This is a genomic window from Micromonospora sp. MGP-C2, from assembly GCF_057766525.1.
Map to the genome: position 1 here is coordinate 952,363 of NZ_JBYMEN010000002.1, position 16,710 is coordinate 969,072.

The 16,710-nt window shown below is 72.9% G+C and carries 13 protein-coding genes; 3 read left to right on the forward strand and 10 right to left on the reverse strand.

What is annotated here, in order from left to right; all coding sequences use genetic code 11:
* Positions 1–19: 19 nt before the first annotated feature.
* Positions 20–775: a maleate cis-trans isomerase family protein gene (locus tag AC3CF1_RS04090; protein WP_141909562.1), complete on the reverse strand. Its 756-nt coding sequence runs from the start codon at positions 773–775 to the stop codon at positions 20–22.
* Positions 772–1,599, reverse strand: a complete 828-nt coding sequence (locus AC3CF1_RS04095) for a hypothetical protein (RefSeq protein ID WP_488449558.1) — start codon at positions 1,597–1,599, stop codon at positions 772–774. The genes AC3CF1_RS04090 and AC3CF1_RS04095 overlap by 4 nt, the downstream gene beginning before the upstream one ends.
* Before the next feature lie 253 nt (positions 1,600–1,852).
* On the opposite strand from AC3CF1_RS04095, the gene AC3CF1_RS04100 reads away from it, so the two are divergent.
* Entirely contained in the window at positions 1,853–2,059 is a 207-nt protein-coding gene (locus tag AC3CF1_RS04100; protein ID WP_007460667.1) for a hypothetical protein, read from the forward strand.
* A 69-nt stretch (positions 2,060–2,128) separates the two neighbouring features.
* Here AC3CF1_RS04100 and AC3CF1_RS04105 read toward each other — a convergent pair whose 3' ends face one another.
* Complete coding sequence (locus AC3CF1_RS04105) at positions 2,129–2,581, reverse strand: hypothetical protein (RefSeq protein WP_355162652.1); 453 nt, start codon at positions 2,579–2,581, stop codon at positions 2,129–2,131.
* A gap of 500 nt (positions 2,582–3,081) precedes the next feature.
* Here AC3CF1_RS04105 and AC3CF1_RS04110 point away from each other — a divergent pair, with 500 nt between their 5' ends.
* Positions 3,082–4,041, forward strand: a complete 960-nt coding sequence (locus AC3CF1_RS04110; protein WP_488449559.1) for a TIGR03557 family F420-dependent LLM class oxidoreductase — start codon at positions 3,082–3,084, stop codon at positions 4,039–4,041.
* A 148-nt stretch (positions 4,042–4,189) separates the two neighbouring features.
* Here the strand turns inward: AC3CF1_RS04110 and AC3CF1_RS04115 are convergent, their stop codons facing one another.
* From AC3CF1_RS04115 to AC3CF1_RS04135, 5 genes are all read right to left on the reverse strand, one after another.
* Positions 4,190–5,707, reverse strand: a complete 1,518-nt coding sequence (locus AC3CF1_RS04115) for a right-handed parallel beta-helix repeat-containing protein (RefSeq protein ID WP_354982042.1) — start codon at positions 5,705–5,707, stop codon at positions 4,190–4,192.
* A gap of 173 nt (positions 5,708–5,880) precedes the next feature.
* Positions 5,881–7,977, reverse strand: a complete 2,097-nt coding sequence (locus tag AC3CF1_RS04120; protein WP_488449560.1) for an APC family permease — start codon at positions 7,975–7,977, stop codon at positions 5,881–5,883.
* A gap of 87 nt (positions 7,978–8,064) precedes the next feature.
* Entirely contained in the window at positions 8,065–8,466 is a 402-nt protein-coding gene (locus AC3CF1_RS04125) for a hypothetical protein (protein WP_088948370.1), read from the reverse strand.
* A 363-nt stretch (positions 8,467–8,829) separates the two neighbouring features.
* Positions 8,830–9,600, reverse strand: a complete 771-nt coding sequence (locus AC3CF1_RS04130) for a DUF5995 family protein (RefSeq protein WP_088948371.1) — start codon at positions 9,598–9,600, stop codon at positions 8,830–8,832.
* Positions 9,601–9,736: 136 nt separating this feature from the next.
* Positions 9,737–12,631 (reverse strand): helix-turn-helix transcriptional regulator, encoded by a 2,895-nt coding sequence (locus AC3CF1_RS04135; RefSeq protein ID WP_488449561.1) that lies wholly within the window; start codon positions 12,629–12,631, stop codon positions 9,737–9,739.
* 194 nt (positions 12,632–12,825) lie between these two features.
* Here AC3CF1_RS04135 and AC3CF1_RS04140 point away from each other — a divergent pair, with 194 nt between their 5' ends.
* The gene (locus AC3CF1_RS04140) at positions 12,826–15,231 is read left to right on the forward strand and encodes an AAA family ATPase (RefSeq protein WP_355163216.1); all 2,406 of its coding nucleotides are present in this window, start codon (positions 12,826–12,828) and stop codon (positions 15,229–15,231) included.
* A 109-nt stretch (positions 15,232–15,340) separates the two neighbouring features.
* Here AC3CF1_RS04140 and AC3CF1_RS04145 read toward each other — a convergent pair whose 3' ends face one another.
* Entirely contained in the window at positions 15,341–15,886 is a 546-nt protein-coding gene (locus AC3CF1_RS04145) for a YciI family protein (protein ID WP_355163214.1), read from the reverse strand.
* 195 nt (positions 15,887–16,081) lie between these two features.
* Positions 16,082–16,690, reverse strand: a complete 609-nt coding sequence (locus tag AC3CF1_RS04150) for a hypothetical protein (protein WP_354982047.1) — start codon at positions 16,688–16,690, stop codon at positions 16,082–16,084.
* Positions 16,691–16,710: the final 20 nt, after the last annotated feature.

A 16,710-nucleotide genomic window follows, 5' to 3' on the forward strand; every position in this document is an offset into this window, starting at 1 on the left:
CCACCGCGGCGTCGGCGGGTCAGCGGGCCGTCCCGGCCAGCAGGAGGCCGGCGTCCGGCACGTACGGCTCGACGCCCAGACCGGTCAGCAGTTGGTGCACCGTGGCGGTGGCCGCGGTGAGCACCGGGCGGCCGAGGCGGGCCTCCACCTGCGGCACCGCCGCCAACGACGGCAGCTGCACGCAGGCGGAGAGAACCACCGCGTCCACGTCGGTCACGTCCAGCCGGTCGGCCAGCTCGACCAGGCGGGACGTGGGGATGCGTCCCACCGCCACGTTGTCCGGCTCGCTCAGGCTCACCGCGTCGGTCACCTGCACGCCGTGCGCGGCAAGGTAGGCGGCGACGGTCGCGGTCAATGGCGGCAGGTACGGCGCGATCAGGGCCACCCGTCGGGCACCCAAGGCCCGCAGCCCGGTGACCAACGCGCCCGCGCTGGTCACCACCGGCATGTCGTGCCCGGCACGACCGGCCGCGCGGCCCAACCGCCGCTCGGCCCGCTCGTGCGCCCCGGCGCCCTCGCACATCACCGCCACCAGGCAGGCGTACGCGAGGACGTCGCAGCGGGCGTCGGCCAGCTCGGCGGCGCACCGGACGGCGGAGCGGTTCATCCGGGCCAGTTCGTCGAGGGTCACCTGGCGCAGCCGTACGCGGCTGGAGTGCGTGGTGAAGCGGACCGTCGGGTCGACGATCTCGCGTCGGCGCAGCATCGCCGGGATCTCGGTCTCCATGGTGGTGTTCGAACTGGGCACCACCAGGCCGACCCGGTAGTCGCTCACACCAGCGCCCCGGCGTACCCCCGGACCTGCAACCGCTGCCGGGCGGTGCCGGCGAGGCGCACCTGCAGGCCGAGCGGCGCGGCCGCACGGCGGACGTCGTCGAGGTGCAGCGACCCGTGCCGGTCCACGGTGAGCACGGGCGGCTCCTCCAGCTCACCCTCCGGCGCGTGGAAGGAGAGCAGCGTGACCGAGGTGGTGAGGTAGCCCGGGTACGCCGCGCGGGCCGCCGCCTCGTCCCGGTGCAGGAGCACCACCAGGTCGTCGAGGTGGGCGAAGTCGGCGGCGATGCCCCCGGCCTTCCAGTGCGCCGGTTCCTCGGCCGTGCCGGTGAGATGGCGGGACCGGTTCGCCGAGGTGATGTAGAGGTGGTCCGACCCGGTCTCGGCGAGCGCCCGCTCGAAGAAGGCGTTGGACGGGCAGGTCAGGCCCGGGGCGATCACCTGGGTGGTTCGTACTCCCTGGTCGACCTGGACGAGGTGCTCGGGAAGCCGTTCCGCCGCCGGGCCCCGGAAGCCGAACGGCCCGGCGCCGTAGAGGGCGTCCATCAACGCCCGCACCCGACCGACCGGCAACCGGGGCGATATCCGGGTCCAGTCGAACATCCCCGAGATCCGTCCGATCGCGGTGGTGATGCTGCCGACCTGGTTGGCCGGACGCCCCTTGGCGAGGTTGACCCGGCCGACGGTGTCCGCGTCGGGACGCGTGACGATGACGTAGAAGTTGGCGAACGCCGCCGCGACGACCGCGCCGCCAGCCAGCGCGCGGGCCGCGACCGCGACGTCCTCGGGGCGGTCGATGTACAGGGGCGGTGACGGGGCGTCCATGAGTCCTCCTCGGCGGGGCGCTGAGGCAGTTCTACGTCCACCGGCCCGTACGACGGCGAGGTCGGTCGGCGATCCGATAGCCGATTCGCGTGACCCGGTGCGGGCGGCCGATGCGCGGGCGGTACTCAACGGCGGACGGCATCGGCCGGACGGACGATCCCCCGGGGGTCGTGGCGGGCGACCGTTAGCCGCGTGACCCGATTGGGTACAACGCCTGCACCTCAGATCCACCACATTCCCCCAGGAGGCAGCGATGCGCGGCACCTCGATACTCGGAGTCATCGTCGTGATCTGGTTGGTGATCGGCGCAATCGCCGGTGGCCAGCGAGGCTATTACAGCGGCGACGACACCAACTGCGCCGAGGCCGGCACCATCCTGGTCACCATCGTGGCCGGGCCCTTGAACTACATCGGCGCCAACCCCAAGGTCGACTGCAAGCTGCCCGAACCCTCTAAGTAGGTCGAACGCACTCCGGCCCGTGCCCCCCTGACCGGGGGCACGGGCCGGTGCACGTTCGGTAGGAACGGTTCAGTTGTTGTAGACAACCGAGTCGCAGCGGCCGTTGTAGTCCTCGGGCCTCGCGTAGCCCATGCAGACGAAGACCTCAGTCCAGCGATACGAGGTGCCCGCGCCGGATTCCCACCGCAGCCGCACGCTTCCGGCGTTGCTGGTGTCGTCGACGGCGATCGCGCCGGTGTACTGCTGCGCCCAGTAGACGTACACGCGGGCGGCGTACCCGTCGGCCTTCTTGTCGGTGACCGTGTTGGTGCGGTTCGTGTCCAGCCAGGCGTAGCCGGCGCTGTTGACGCAGAGGGTTGCCGTCGCGCTGGCTCCCGCCCCGCCCGTCGGGCTCGGCACGTTGCCGGTGCCGGTGAGGCAGCCCTCCGCGTGGGCCGGTGACGCGGCGGCGAGGGCCGCGCCGCCCCCGAGGACGGCAGCCACCGCGAGGGCGCTGGCTCGGCGAGACAGTCGGTTGGTCATTCCCCTACCTCCAGGAGCTCACTGTCGCGACCGGTCCGGCCGCCAACATCGATCGGGTGCCTGTTCCGCCCAGCCGCTGGTCCCCCGTCGCACCGCGGTGGGTGAGGTCGCGCCGAGGTGCACGCGCCCTGTGCCGACAAAGTTTCGGGGCCCGACGGCGACCGACGAAAGAGATGACCCCGGTTCCGAACAGGCGATCGATGGTTCGACCTGGTCACCGGCGTGTTCGGAGTTGTTCGACGGACGGTTCGCCCGCCCTCGCGCCGACGTCGTGACGCGCGGGCTCCGAACGCTGTTCGACTCGAGTTCCTGGAAGTCGCGGTGTCCGAGGCTCGGCGACAGCCCGATTTCCGGAAACCCGAGTGGATCACGGGCTGCGGATGACCACACATCCGGTAAGCCGTCCTAGGAGGCTGGTTTGCAGGCCTGGGCGGCGTTTGTCGACGCCGAGGGCGGGAAGCCGACCCGGCGTCGACCGGCGGACGGAATCGGAGCGTGCCATGCAGATCGGCTACAAGCTGGCCTCGGAGGGCTACGGCCCCCAGGAGATCATCCGGCAGGCCGTCATGGCCGAGCAGGCCGGTTTCGACTTCGTCGAGATGAGCGACCACTTCCACCCCTGGCTCGACACGCAGGGCCACTCGTCGTTCACCTGGAGCGTGCTCGGCGCCATCGCGGCCAGGACCAACACGCTGCGGCTGGCCACCGGCGTCACCTGCCCGACCGTGCGCTACCACCCGGCGATCATCGCGCAGGCCGCGGCGACCATGGCACTGGTCTCCGACGGGCGGTTCACCCTCGGGGTGGGCGCCGGCGAGCGACTCAACGAGCACGTCGTCGGCCAGGGCTTCCCCAGCGTGCGGGGCCGACACGAACGGCTACGCGAGGCACTGGAAATCATCCGGCTGCTCTGGCAGGGCGGATACCAGTCGTACGAGGGCCGGCACCTGCAACTGGAGGACGCCCGCATCTTCGATCTGCCGGACACCCCACCGGTGATCGCCGTCGCGGCCAGCGGCGAGGCGTCGGCCCGCCTGGCCGCCGAACTCGGCGACGGGTTGTTCGCCACCGAGCCGGAGGCGTCCATCGTCGAGCACTACCGACGCGCGAACGGGTCAGGCCCGCGCTACGCCGAGGTTCCGCTGGCCTGGGCCACCGACGAGCAGCAGGCGGTGCAGGCGGTGTTGCAGACCAGCCGGTGGATGGTCACCGGCTGGAAGGTGATGAGCGAGCTGCCGAACCCGGTCAACTTCGACGCGGCCAGCGCGTACGTCGAGGAGAAGCACATCCGCCAACTCTTCGCCATCGGCCCCGACCCGGAGCCGCACGTCGCCAAGGTCCGGTCGTACGTCGAAGCCGGCTTCGACCACATCGTGCTGCAGAACGCCGGCCCCGACCCGGACGGCTTCCTCGACTTCTTCGCCGGCGACCTCGCCGGCCGTCTCCGGGCGATGAGCTGACGGCCGCCGCACCTGACACCACGACCGCTCCGAGCGCCGCACGGCCCGAGCGGGACGCGCCGAGCCGCCCCGACTGATCGTCGGGGCGGCCGGTTGCGCGGGTCCGCTCAGCGCGGGTCGTGAACGGGTCCGCTCAGTGCTGATCCGCTCAGCGGAAGCAGTGTGCGATCGGCACCTGGCTGCCCTCGCAGTTGGTCGGCTCGTTCTCGACGACCACGCTCTCATCGTCGATCTTGACCTGGGCGTGCGAGGCGAAGATGCCGCCGGGCTTCACCGTCGACGCGTTGTGGGTGACCTTGCTGGTGTAGATGGCCACCGAACCCGCCGTCGCGTAGATGCCGCCCCCCTTGGAGGCGGCGCCGACGGCCTCGTTGCGGGTCACGTCGCTGCCGCGTACCAGCAGGTTCGCCTTCTCGGCGTAGATGCCGGCGCCGAGGCCGTGGGTGGTGTTGCCCTCGACCACGCTGTCGTCGAGTGGCGTCAGGCCCTTCACTGTCGAGATGCCGCCACCGTTGACGGTGGACGTGTTGCCGCGGATGGTCATCGTGCGCATCACCAGCACCGCGTCGGAGTTCGCGGCACCGCCGCCGACCTGCGCGGTGTTGTTCAGCAGCTCGGTGTCGGAGACCTTGGTCCGGGCCGAGAAGCTGGCCAGCCCACCGCCCTGGCTGGCGCTGTTCTGGGTGAACGAGACGCTCTCCACGTCGGCCGCGCCACGGTAGTTGCCGAGCCCGCCGCCGTACCCGTTGGCGCTGTTGCGGTGGAACTCGGATCGCTTCAGCGTCAGCACGCCACCGTTGAGCAGGCCCCCGCCCTTGCCCGCGGCGCCGGATGCGCTGTTGCCGATGAACGTGGAGTCGGTGACCACCATGTTGCCGTCGTTGAAGATGCCTCCGCCGCCGCCCTCGGGGGACAGCGAGGTGCTCTGGGTGACGGTGACCCGCTCCACCACCGCTGTCGCGCCGTGCACCACGTGCACGCTGCCGCCCTCGATGGCCGAGCGGCCGTTGTGCAGTTCCACGTCGCGCAGGGTCAGCTCGCCGCCGTCGCGGACGGTGAAGAACCGGAACGCGGCGGCCTGGGCGTCCCGGGCGATGGTGGCTCCGGCGCCGTCGATCGTGATGGGCTGGTAGATCACCGGCAGGCCGGCGGTGTCGTCGGCCGGGTTGTGCGGCGGCGCCTCGGCGTCACCGGGGGTCTCCGCGGCGTCGGCCGCTTCCCGTGCGTCGCGGATCCCACCGTCGTACTGGTCGGTCTCGTGGAACGCCTCGGTGAGGGTGTAGCGGCACTTGGGCGCGAGGCGGAGTTCCGCGCCGCCCTCGGCGTTGGCCGTCACCAGCGCCGCCACCAGCTTCGCGGCGTCGCAGGGCACCGACACCACACCGCGCTTGCCGGTGCCCGGGGTGGCCGGACGGGCCCGCTCGGCACCATCCTTGTCGCGCCCCTCCCCACGCTGGTCGTCGGCCCGGCGGTCGTCGTCGCTTCCGGCCGTCGCGCTCAGTCGGCCCAGACCGGGGAGGGAGAGGGCGCGGTCCGCGGCGGCGGCAACGCCGGCAACGCCGGCCGCTCCCACGACCAGGCTCCCCGCCAGGAAGCCGCTGGCGAGGAACCATCGGGACCGCCGTCTGGGTCGGGTCGCGCGGTCTCCTCCTGGGTACGTGGACATCAAGAATGCCTACCTTCCTGCCTGCCTACCGTGACCGCGCGCCGATCCGGGCGCGGGGCGCTCGACGTACCGTCGACCACCAGACGTCACGATAAGTCCGCAATACGGACAAGAAGGTGTGAACGTGAATAGTGCCCTTATTCATCTTTGGAACCCACCAAAAGGGCAGCCGGTCACCCGCCGACGTGGATCCCCGGCCGACGCAGCGGGTCCCGCTCGGTCCGACGGATGATCTCCCGTACCACCGGCGGGGTGTCTCCACGGCCGAGGATGAGATAGCGCGCCAGGTGCGCGATCGGGCTCCCCTCCGACCACTCGAAGTGCGCGTGCGGACGTACCCCGGTGGCGTCGCGCAGAGCCAGCAGGATCGCGGCGATCGCGTTGGGCGCGGCCGGGCTGCTGGCCCGCAGCACACGAAAGCCCCCCACCTCGATCCCGTGCACCTGCAGCACCTGGCTGAACCCCGACGGGTCGACCACGTCGATCTCCAGGAACAGCACGTCCGCGGCCCCGGGCACCGGGTTCATCCCCCGCTGCGCCCTTTCCTTGACCGTGTACTCCTTCACCGAGCCCTGCTGCCGCTTGTTCGCGATCAGGTGCAGCTGCCCGTCGTGGGCAAGCGACTCGGTGATGAACCGACGGGCCGGCTCGTCGAACTCGATCCGCTCGGCACGCAACTCGGTGGTCCGGGTGACCCGGGAGACCAGCGAGACCACGATGATGCCGAGGATGAACAGCGCGGAGATGGTGATCCCGTCCGGCTGCTCGACGACGTTCTCCAGCAGCGCGTACAGCAGCACCAGGGTCAGCACCGTGAAGCCGATCGCGGCGGCGCGCTGGTGCCGTCGGGCCGCCGAGATCGTCACCGCCACCGCTCCGGAGACCATCATCGCCAGGATGCCGGTGGCGTACGCCCCGGCCTGGGCATTGACGTCGGCCCGGAAGGCGATGGTGATGGCCACGCTGACCACCGTGTAGACGATCACCACCGGGCGCACCGCCCGCGCCCATTCCGGCGCCATGCCGTACGAGGGCAGGTAGCGCGGCACGATGTTGATCAGCCCGGCCATCGCCGAGGCGCCGGCGAACCAGAGAATGAGCACGCTGCTCACGTCGTAGACGGTGCCGAACGCCTCCCCCAGGTAGGTGTGGGCCAGGAACGCCAGCGCCCGCCCGTTCGCGGCGCCGCCCGGGCGGAACTCCTCCTCCGGGATGAGCGCCGTGGTCACGAAGGTCGTCGAGATCAGGTACACCGACATGATCAGGGCGGCGGTGGTGAGCAGCCGACGGGTGTTGCGGATCCGGGCGGCGAGTCGGGCCTGCTTGTCCGGACCGTCGGCCGAGATCAGGGGCATCATGCTGACCCCGGTCTCGAAACCGGACAGCCCCAGCACCAGCAGCGGGAACGCCAGCACCGCGGTGAGCAGCACACCGCCGGGCCCGCCACCGGTCTCGGTCAACGCGGCGGTCCAGTCCGACACGATGTTCGGGTCGCCGACGATCCGGACGACCGCGACCACGACGATCACCGCGTTGAGCACCAGGAAGACCGCGACCAGCGGGATGGCGACAACCACCGCCTCGCGGAACCCGAGCAGGAACACCCCGCCGAGGATGAGCAGCAACGCGACGGTCACGACGACCGGCACCAGGGGGCCGTGCATGGCGTCGGGCAGGTACGGGTTCTCCAGCAGGTGCACTGTGGCGTCGGCCGAGGAGAGGGTGATCGTGATGATCCAGGAGGTCGCCACGAAGCCCAGCAGCACCAGGACGAAGATCTTGCCCCGCCAGAACGGCAGCAGCCGTTCCAGCATCGCCACCGATCCCTGGCCGTGCGGGCTCTCGTGGGCCACCCGCCGGTACATCGGCAGCATGCCGAACAGGGTGAGCGCGACGATCAGGAGGGTCGCCAGCGGGGAGAGCGCGCCGGCCGCCACCGCCGCGATGCCCGGCAGGTACGACAGGGTGGAGAAGTAGTCCACGCCGGTCAGGCACATCACCTGCCACCAGGCGTGCCTGCGCTCCTGCCCCTCGGTCGCCTCCGGGCCGGGTGGCTGCACCTGATGCTGGAAGAGCCACCGGCGCAGTCGGCTCGCCGGCGGCCCCGAACGGACCGGTGTGGGCACGCGTTCGGGCACCACGACGCCCTGCCGGCCGCTCCGGTGCGGGCGGGCCGGGTCGCGGGCCGCCCGCAGCGCCGGGTCCGGCCCGTTCGGCGTGTGCCGGCGTCCACTCCAGCGTCGTGGTTTCGCCCGGTGCTCGTCACCCATCGTCCGTCCCACCCTCACAGGTCCTGATCCGACGGTAGGCGGTGGCCGGGGGCCCGGCCTGCGGAAACGGGGACGTGGACGGCCTGCTCAGGACAGGTCCGGGACGGCGAGCAGCCGGGCCAGCGCCGGCGGGTCGGTGACGGTCATCGTGGCCGCCGGGTGCCGTGGGCGACCGCCGGGTACCAGGGCCGGCACCGGTTCACCGAAGCGCAGACAGATCCCGCCGGCCGTGCTGGTGCCGAAGCTCGCGCCCCCGTCGGCCAACGACAGGTGCGGCCCGATCACCCGCCACCAGCGGTACGGGCCGCTCAACTCGACGGCGGTCACGTTGTCCCGGCGGGTCCGCAGCCGCCACGGCCCGTACCGGATCGTCAGGTCCCGGTCGGTCACGGCCACCCAGGCCGTCGCCGGGCGGACCCCCAGCAGCGCCAGCACCGGGCGGAACGCCGGATCGAAGCGGAACGGAAACCGCGTCGCGGCCTCGGTCATCGCGCACCGGGCCGGGCGGTGGGCCGCGACACCGGGCCACCCGGCCGCAGGGGCCCGGGCCGCGCCGGCCGGGGTCGGGCGGCGGGACGGTGCCGGGCCAGGACGGTCATGGCGCGGGCGTACCCGTTGCGCGCCCGCCGACACCACCTAATCTCGCGCCGTCGCCGCCCTCCCCCACCGCCGGCCGGCACCCCCCGGGCCGGCCGACGGTGGCAGACGGTCGACACCCCCCGGGCCGACCGGCTGTTCTCCCCGGGGCCGACCGAACGTCGGGCGACCACGCGGGGTGGGTGGAGCTGGTGGGACGCACCCCCGCGCTCCGCCGCCCCCCACGGGGCGGAGCGCGGGGGCCCCCCGTCCCGACTACTGCAGGAACGCCCCGAGGGGCGAGAGCAGCAGCCGGCCGAGCGCCGCGGCGTTGTCGTCCAACCGCATGCGCTCACACTCGCGGGCGTCCGGGTCGTGCCGGCACCGCCAGATCTTCTGCGCGTTACGCCAGGCGACATCGCGCGTGTACTCGACCAGTTCCCCCTGGTACCAGTCGTCGATGTCGCCGTTGAGCATGTCGATGAGCAGCTGCCACCGCTCCAGATAGCCGCGGCGCAGACCGGGGATCTTGTCCGCGAAGATCTTGTTGATCTCCAGGTAGTCGTGGTGCTGGTCGCTGCCGTCGACCGGCTCCGACTCCAGGTGGTCGAACGTGGTCACCAGGGCGAACGGCAGGTCGAAGTTGATGTGCGCGTTCACCCCGGCCGCCGCCGAGGGCAACGGGCGGGCGTCCGGCCCACGCATCCGCTCGAAGAGACACGACCACGCCTTCGGCGTGCCCGGGCTGGAGTCGGTCCACAGCCGCATCGCGTCGAAATACCGCGCCGCGAACTCGACGTCGAGCCGGGAGAGGAACGCCGGGTCGACGAAGCGGTCGTCGTACAGCCCGTCCAGCACACTGCTGGTGATGGTCAGGTAGAGCCTGTTGAAGTCGGCCAGTGGGCAGCTGGCCTCCAACGGAGGCAGCCGCACCAGCAGGTCCTGAAGCTTGGTGAGGTGATCGACCACGGCCGGCACGTCCGCGGGATGGTCGGCCAGCAGGTCGACGATGTCCCGGTGCACGGGCCCCCAGACCGGTTCGGTCATCTCTCCTCCATGGTGGTCGGCGGCATCCCCCGTGCCGTCGTCGACGCGGCCCAGCCTCTCAGCCGACACCCGTGCGCCGGATCAGTAGAACGACGTATCCCGGCGCGCGCACCGGCCTAGGTACGGCCGGGGACGATCAGTCCCGGTGGTTGCGCAGCTGGATCGCGCTGGCCTGGACGCGGGTGCGGACCTGGAGCTTGTCGAAGATGTGCGACACGTGCACGCCGATGGTCCGCTCGCTGATGAACAGCCGCTGACCGATCTCCTTGTTGGTCAGCCCCTCGGCGACCAGCGCGAGCACTTCCCGCTCCCGTGCGGTGAGCGCGGCCAACTCGTCGTCGGACTCCTCGGTGGGCGCCCCGCGGGTGGCGCCGTTGGGCTCCCGCTCCTCCAGCGACACCCGGGCCCGCCCGGCCAGCTCGCGGATCTCCGAGGTCAACGGCACCGCGCCCAGCCCCTGCGCCACGTGGTACGCCTCCCGCAACAGCTTGCCCGCGGTGGCCACCCGGCTGCGACGAGCCAGCAGCGCCTCGGCCTGCCGCAGGCGGGAGTACGCCGCCGGGTAGGGGTGATTGCGTCGGTCCCACTCGGCGGCCGACACGGCCCACAGCTCCGGGTCGCTGCCGTCGAGGCGGCTCACCTCGGCGGCGCAGAGCGCCAGGAAGCCCTCCACCACCGAGCGCACCGGTCGGGCCGCGCCGGCGCTCTTGCGGGCCACCCGGTCCGCGACGTCCCGCAACCGGCGTACGGCGGTCGGGTCCACGTCCACGGTGCGGCTGGCGTGCGCCTCCGCCTCGGCGCGCAGCCCGTGCCAGACCAGGGCGGACAGGATCATCACGTCGTCGGAGCGACTCTCGGTGAGGCCGCGCTGGACCGCCAGCCGCGCCACGTCGTGCCGGCCCTCCCACATGGCCAGCCCGGACCGCAGGGTGAGCAGCGGGATGACGTGGCGCGCCCCACCGCCGGCGAGCAGGGTCGCCACCGCGTCGAGGTCCCGACCGGCGGCCTCGATGTCCCCGTAGCCCACCGAGAGCCGGCACCGGGCGAGCAGCAACTCGACGGCGTCCGCGCCGGAGGGTCGGTGCCGCAGGGCCGCGGCGACCACCTTCTCCGCCTCGGCCCACTGGCCCACCCGGAACAGCCCGTTGATGGCGATGGCCAGCAGCCGGGTGCCCCAGGTGCGGCCCAGCCCCAGCTCGGCCACCCGCTCGGCGCCGCGCCGCGCCACCACCACGCCCTCTTCGAGGATGTTCAGCGGGCCGGTCAGCAGCTCCGCCAGGTGCAGGTAGGCGCAGGCCACGTCCTCGGGTTGGCCGGCGCGCTCGGCGGTGTCGAGGGCGTCGCGCATGACCGCCAGACCTGCGTCCGGGTCTTCCAGACAGGCGTCGCTGAAGCCCAGCGCCGAGCTGGCCAGCACGACCTCGGTGGCGGAGCCCTCCACGTTCTCGGCCAGCGCAAGCGCCTCGCGTGCCCGCTCGCCGGCGTCGGCGTAGCGGCCCAGGTGCAGCAGCAGCTCGGCCAGGCGCGCGGCTGCGGCGGCGCGGTCGCGCGGGGAACAGTCCGCCGCCTTCAGCGCCCGCTGGTATTCCTCCTCGGCCAGCGCCGAGCGGCCGGCGGCGGCCAGGTAACGGGCCCGACGGATGTGCAGCGCGCAGCTCGGCTCGCCGCCCCGCAGCGCGGCCAACTCCTCCAGCAGCGCCAACGCGCGGGCGTGCTCCCCGCAGTGGTGGGCGGCCTCGGCGGCGTTCTCGAGCAGCTCGACGCGGTCCACCGTCAGCGGGCCCGGGTCGGCGGCCAGTTGCAGCGCCGCCGACCAGTGCCGGTGCGCCTCGGCGTAACCGTGCAGCCGCTCGGCCTCCTGTGCGGCGGCCACCGCCGCCGGCAACGCGCGCGCCGGCTCCCCGGCCAGCCGCCAGTGGTGTGCCAGTCGCGCCTGGTGCAGCTCACCCGGCGCGGCGGTCAGCGCCTCGGCGTAGCGGCGGTGCAGCCCGGAACGCTCGGCCGGCAGCAACTCGTGCGCCAGCACCTCGGCGACGAGGCGGTGCCGCAGGCGGTAGCCGTCGTCGGCGCCGACCAGCAGCCGGTGTGCCACAGCGGCGCGGGCCGCGTCGATCAGCTCGTCCTCCGGCAGGCGCAGCACCTGGGCCAGCAGCCAGTGCTGCACCGGCTCGACACCGGCGGCCACCGCGTGCACGACCGCGTGCGCGTGCTGGGGCAGCGCGTCGACCCGGTCGAGGAAGATCTCCCGCAGCGTCTCGGACAGACCGTCGCGGCCGTCGCGCAGGTCGCGGGCCAGCTCCTCGATGACGAACGGGTTGCCGCCACTGCGCTGCCACACCTGCTCGGCCGCCTCGGCGGACAGCGTCCGGCCGACCACGGCGGCGGCGAGCTCCTCGGTGTCGGCCCGGCCCAGCGGCGCCAGGTCGAGCACCCGCACGGTGCGCAGCCGGCGCAGCTCGGTCAGCACCCGGCGCAGCGGGTGCGCGCCCTGCAACGACTCGGCGCGCACCGCCGCCAGCACCGAGAGCTGGAGGTCACCGAGCCCGGCCAACAGATAGAGCAGCAGCTGCCGGGTGCTGCGGTCGACCCACTGCAGGTCGTCGAGGATCAGCACCAGCGGTCGGCCCTCGGCGATCAGGTGCAGCCCGCGCGAGACCCGCTCCAGCAGCGCTCCCGCGCCGTCCGGGCCGGCGGTCTCGTCGGCGAACATCTGCAACAGCCCTCGCACCGCCGAGGAGGTGCGGGCGCGCGTGGACAGGTCGGCGTCGAAGCGCCGCAGCGCCTGCAACAGCGGGTGCAGAGGCGACGCGTCGCCGATGTCCAGACAACTGCCGGTGAGCACCACGGCGCCCTGCTCACGCAGCCGGTCGCCGATCTCGCCCAGCAGCCGGGTCTTGCCCACACCGCTCTCGCCGGTCAGGAAGACGGCGGCGGTCTGCCCGTGCGCGCCGTCACCGAGCAACGCGGACCGAACCGTCTGCACCAGCTCGGCCCGACCCACGAGCGGTGCGGTGTCCACATCGCTGGCCATGGCACGCAGCCTAATCACAGGGCCCCTCACCGTTCTACGGCCACACGTCGCTTGTGGTACTCCTCGCGTCGACTTTGCGACTAAAGGTTGCGGGTGGCCGACATACGTCGTTCGGCAGATCCCCCGTGAGCCCAGGAGTGCCAATCTCCGGAGGTCATCAGGCATGAGCGGGGAGAAGGGCCGGTGCGATACCCATGACCACCATCATCGTCGACGCGCAGCGGACCTCGACCCCGCACTGGCCGGTGCCCCAGGAGAGACGCACAGTCACTGTGCTCTTCGCGGACATCGTCGGTTCCACCGCGTTGGTGGACCGACTCGACCCGGAGGACGTCCGCGCGTTGCAACGGGCCTACTTCGACACCGTGGCCGGTGTGCTGCACCGCTGGCAGGGGGTGGTGGAGAAGTACGTCGGCGACGCGGTGATGGCGCTCTTCGGCGCCCGGCACTCGGACGGCTTCGACGCGTACCGGGCGGTGCGCGCCGGGCTTGAGATCCAGGCCGCGCTGGACCGCCGGCCGATGGTCGGTGACAGCAGACTGCGGGTCCGCGTCGGTGTCGCCACCGGCGAGGTCGTGGTCGACCTGGGCAGTGCCGTCAGTGGTGGGCACGGCGTGGCCAGCGGCGCGGTGATCACCAGCGCAGCCCGCCTGCAGGAGTACGCGCCACCCGGCGCCGTCGCGCTCTGCGCGGCCACCGCCCGGGCCACCGCCGGCCTGATCACCCAGCGTCAGCTGACGCCGGTGTCGGTCGCCGGCCGGGTGCCGCCGATGCCGGTCTGGCACGCCGTCGGTCCGGTCCGTCCGGGCACCGACCGGCACGACGGCCCGCTGATCGGTCGCCGCCGCGAGCTGGCCACGATCCGCGACCAGTTGAGCCGGGCCATCCGCGAGCAGGACCCGCGCTGGATCTCCCTGGTCGGCCCCACCGGCAGTGGGCGAAGCCGGCTGCTGCACGAGTTGACCCGTGGGCTGACCACGGTGGACGGGATGCCGGTGCGCTGGTGTGTGGCGACCTGCCAGCCGTACCCCGATCAGGTCATGGCGCCGGCCGCCGAGCTGCTCCGCGGCCTCGCCGGGGTGCGGCACGGCGACGGCCCGGCGGTGGTCCACGACCGGTTGGTGGCCGCCCTGGCGTCGCTGTTCCCGCCGGAGCGCGTCGCGGCGGCGATCCCGGCCCTGCAGCGGTTCCTGACCACCCCGGACGGCTCCTCGGCGGCGCTGGCGGGGGCGGCGATCTGCCGGGACGTCCTGCTGCGTCTGGCCGCGCACCAGCCGCTGATCGTCGCCGTGGACGACGTGGACCGGGCGGCGCCGGCGATGAGCCGTTTCCTGCACGCGCTGTTCAGCACGGCGACGGCGCGCGGGTTGCCACTGGCCCTGATCACCCTGCACCAGCCGCAGTGGGCCGACACCCGGCCCAGCCCGGCCCGACGGGTGACGATCGGGCCGCTGGCCACGGTGCAGTCCGGGCGGCTGCTGCGCCACCTGCTCACCCGCGCCGGGCAACCCGTGACCCTCGCCGACCGGCTACTGCACCTGGTGGGGGGCCGACCCGGGCACGCGGCGGCGTACGTGCGGTCGATCATGGACGGTGCCGACCGGATGACGCTCCCGCTGCCCGAGGCGGTCCGCCGGGCCGTCTGCGCGGAGCTGGACCACCTCGACGGTGAACGGCGGGCGGTGCTGATGGCCGCTGCCACCATCGGCGGTGTGATCTCCGGCGGTGCCGTCGACCGGGCCCTCGGTTGGGCGTCCGGCCGGTCCGCGCCGGCCCTACGAGGGTTGGTCGCGGCCGGGCTGCTGCTTCCCCGGCGTGCCGACGGGTACGCGTTCGTCGCGCCCGCGCTGCGCCAGGTCGCCGCCGAACGCTTGCCCCGCGCGTTGCGGGCCGTCTTCGGCCGCCGGGCCGCCGAAGCGCCGCCCCTCGACACCGTCCGCCCGGACGCCGCCCTTCCCCGTGACCACTCCGCGGCCGACCGTGCTGGGTCCGGCCGTGCTGCGGCCGACCGAGCTGGGTCCGGCCGTGCTGCGGCCGACCGAGCTGGGTCCGGCCGTGCTGCGGCCGACCGAGCTGGGTCCGACCGAGCTGGGTCCGACCGCGCGTGGTCCGACCGCGCTTGGTCCGACCGCGCTGGGTCCGATCGGGCTGCCGTCAGCGGCTCGGGCGTGCGGCGCGCCGAGGTCCTGCCCCTCGACGTCGTTCGCGCCGGGGACGGCCGCCGCGACGTCGTCCTCGCGGTGCCGCCCTCCGACCCCACCGACCCGCTGCGCCGAGGCCTCCCCAGCTCGACAATGGCCACCTCACCGACCGCGCCGAACGACGGAGCCAACCGATCGTTGGGGTTCCGCCGGCTCCGGGCCGTCGCGTCGGCTGGCGACGTGCCTCCGACCCGAGCGTCCGCGACACCGAACAACGCGGGCGGTCACTGGCCTGCGGCCCCCGACCGGTCCCCGGCAACGATCCGCGCGGTGCCTGCCGTGCCGGGGCCGGCCGGACGCACGGCGGCTGCCGGTGCCGGGGCTCCGCCGGACGTGGTGCGCACCGGACCACGCCCGCCGTTGATCCGCTGGCCGACCGGCCTGGCCGCCTCCGCCTGAGGGACCGGCGTCGTTGACGTTGGCAGCTGAGCAGCTCGACACGCCGAGCACCCGTCTGCTGAGCTGCCACCGATCGGCACGACCGTCCCGAGCAGGTCTCGGGAGCGAGTCAGGACGGACGCCCGCCGAACTGCCAGCGGTGCACCTCGACGTCGGCGTACCAGTCCCCGGTCAGGATTGCGCGCGCCGCGTCCGGGGTGGGTGCGCGGAGCAGCGCGGCGGTGCCGAGCCAGGTGTCGCCGTCGTCGGACAGCAGCGGCCCGTACGCGATCAGCTCGTCCGGGTCGCGCGGCACGGCCAGGTCGACGGCCGGCCCCGCGCCGAGGCCGAGCACCAGGTACCGGTCACCGCCCGTCCGACCACCGGGGAAGTCCCACATCGTGCGGCCCAGCGTGTTGCGCCACCGGCGCAGCAGCACATCCCGGTACACGCCGGCCTGGTAGTTCGGCTCCTCGAAGGCGAACGCCCGTGCGGCGGCCGGATCGGGCACGTCGACGATGTGCACGCTGCCGGTGGCCGTGTCGCCGGACAGTGTCGGGCCGCGGGCGATCATCTCCGCCGCGTACCGGTCCATGTAGGTCCAGTGCTCGGCCAGCAACTCGTCGCGCAACGCGGCCGAGTCGGGCCGGTCGCGGTGGTAGCACAGGAACTCCATGCCGCACATTGTCGACGCCGTGCCCGATCCACTGCCGGCCGGGCGCAGGCGAGTCGTCCTACGGCACGGACGCCGAGGCCAGCAGCGCCGCGGTGGGGAGCGCGAGCAGGCCGTCCGGGTCACCTGGCCACCGTCCCGGAGCCGGTGCCGGCGGGGCGGTGCGCTCGCACAACCCCCAGGGAACGGCTCAGGGCCTCATCGCTGCGGAGGAATGGCGGCCCTGTCGCCCGCCGAGATCGTCGTCTCGGCGTCGGCGTCGGGCTTGGGGCGAACCCCTCCCCCGACGCTGGCGCGGGACGGCCGCCACCGGGCCTTGTGCCCCGTGACGAGGGGATGGGCCTGCGGTGCGCCGGCGCGGATCTGCTGCTGAAGCAGGTGCAGCGTCGGCCACCACTCGGGGTGGCTCTCCACCACCTCGTCGAGGATCGGGCTGTTTCGCAGCATCTCGGCCGGCCAGTGATGCCACGAGTGGGCGAAGTTGAAGGCGGGCAGCAGCGAGGCCATCTGAAGATTGCACTCGAGCACGTCGCCGAGCAGTTCCGCGAAGGTCAACAGCTTCGGCCGCTCCACGTCGTCCGGCGTGCAGGGCTTCCCGTCGAAGAAGTACGGCCGCGCCGACGGGTCCTGGAGCAGACGTTCGTGCCAGGAGCGAATGAGGTTGTTGACCTCGACAAGCGCGGTAGCCGAACCGATGCCGTTGTTGATGCGGCTCTGCCTGGCCACCTCCCGTGTCTGTAGCGCGGAGAAACACAGCGAGACCGCGACCAGCACCAGACCAACGACGCTCAGGACCGTTTCGTTCATGCCGGCACGCCCTTCGATTG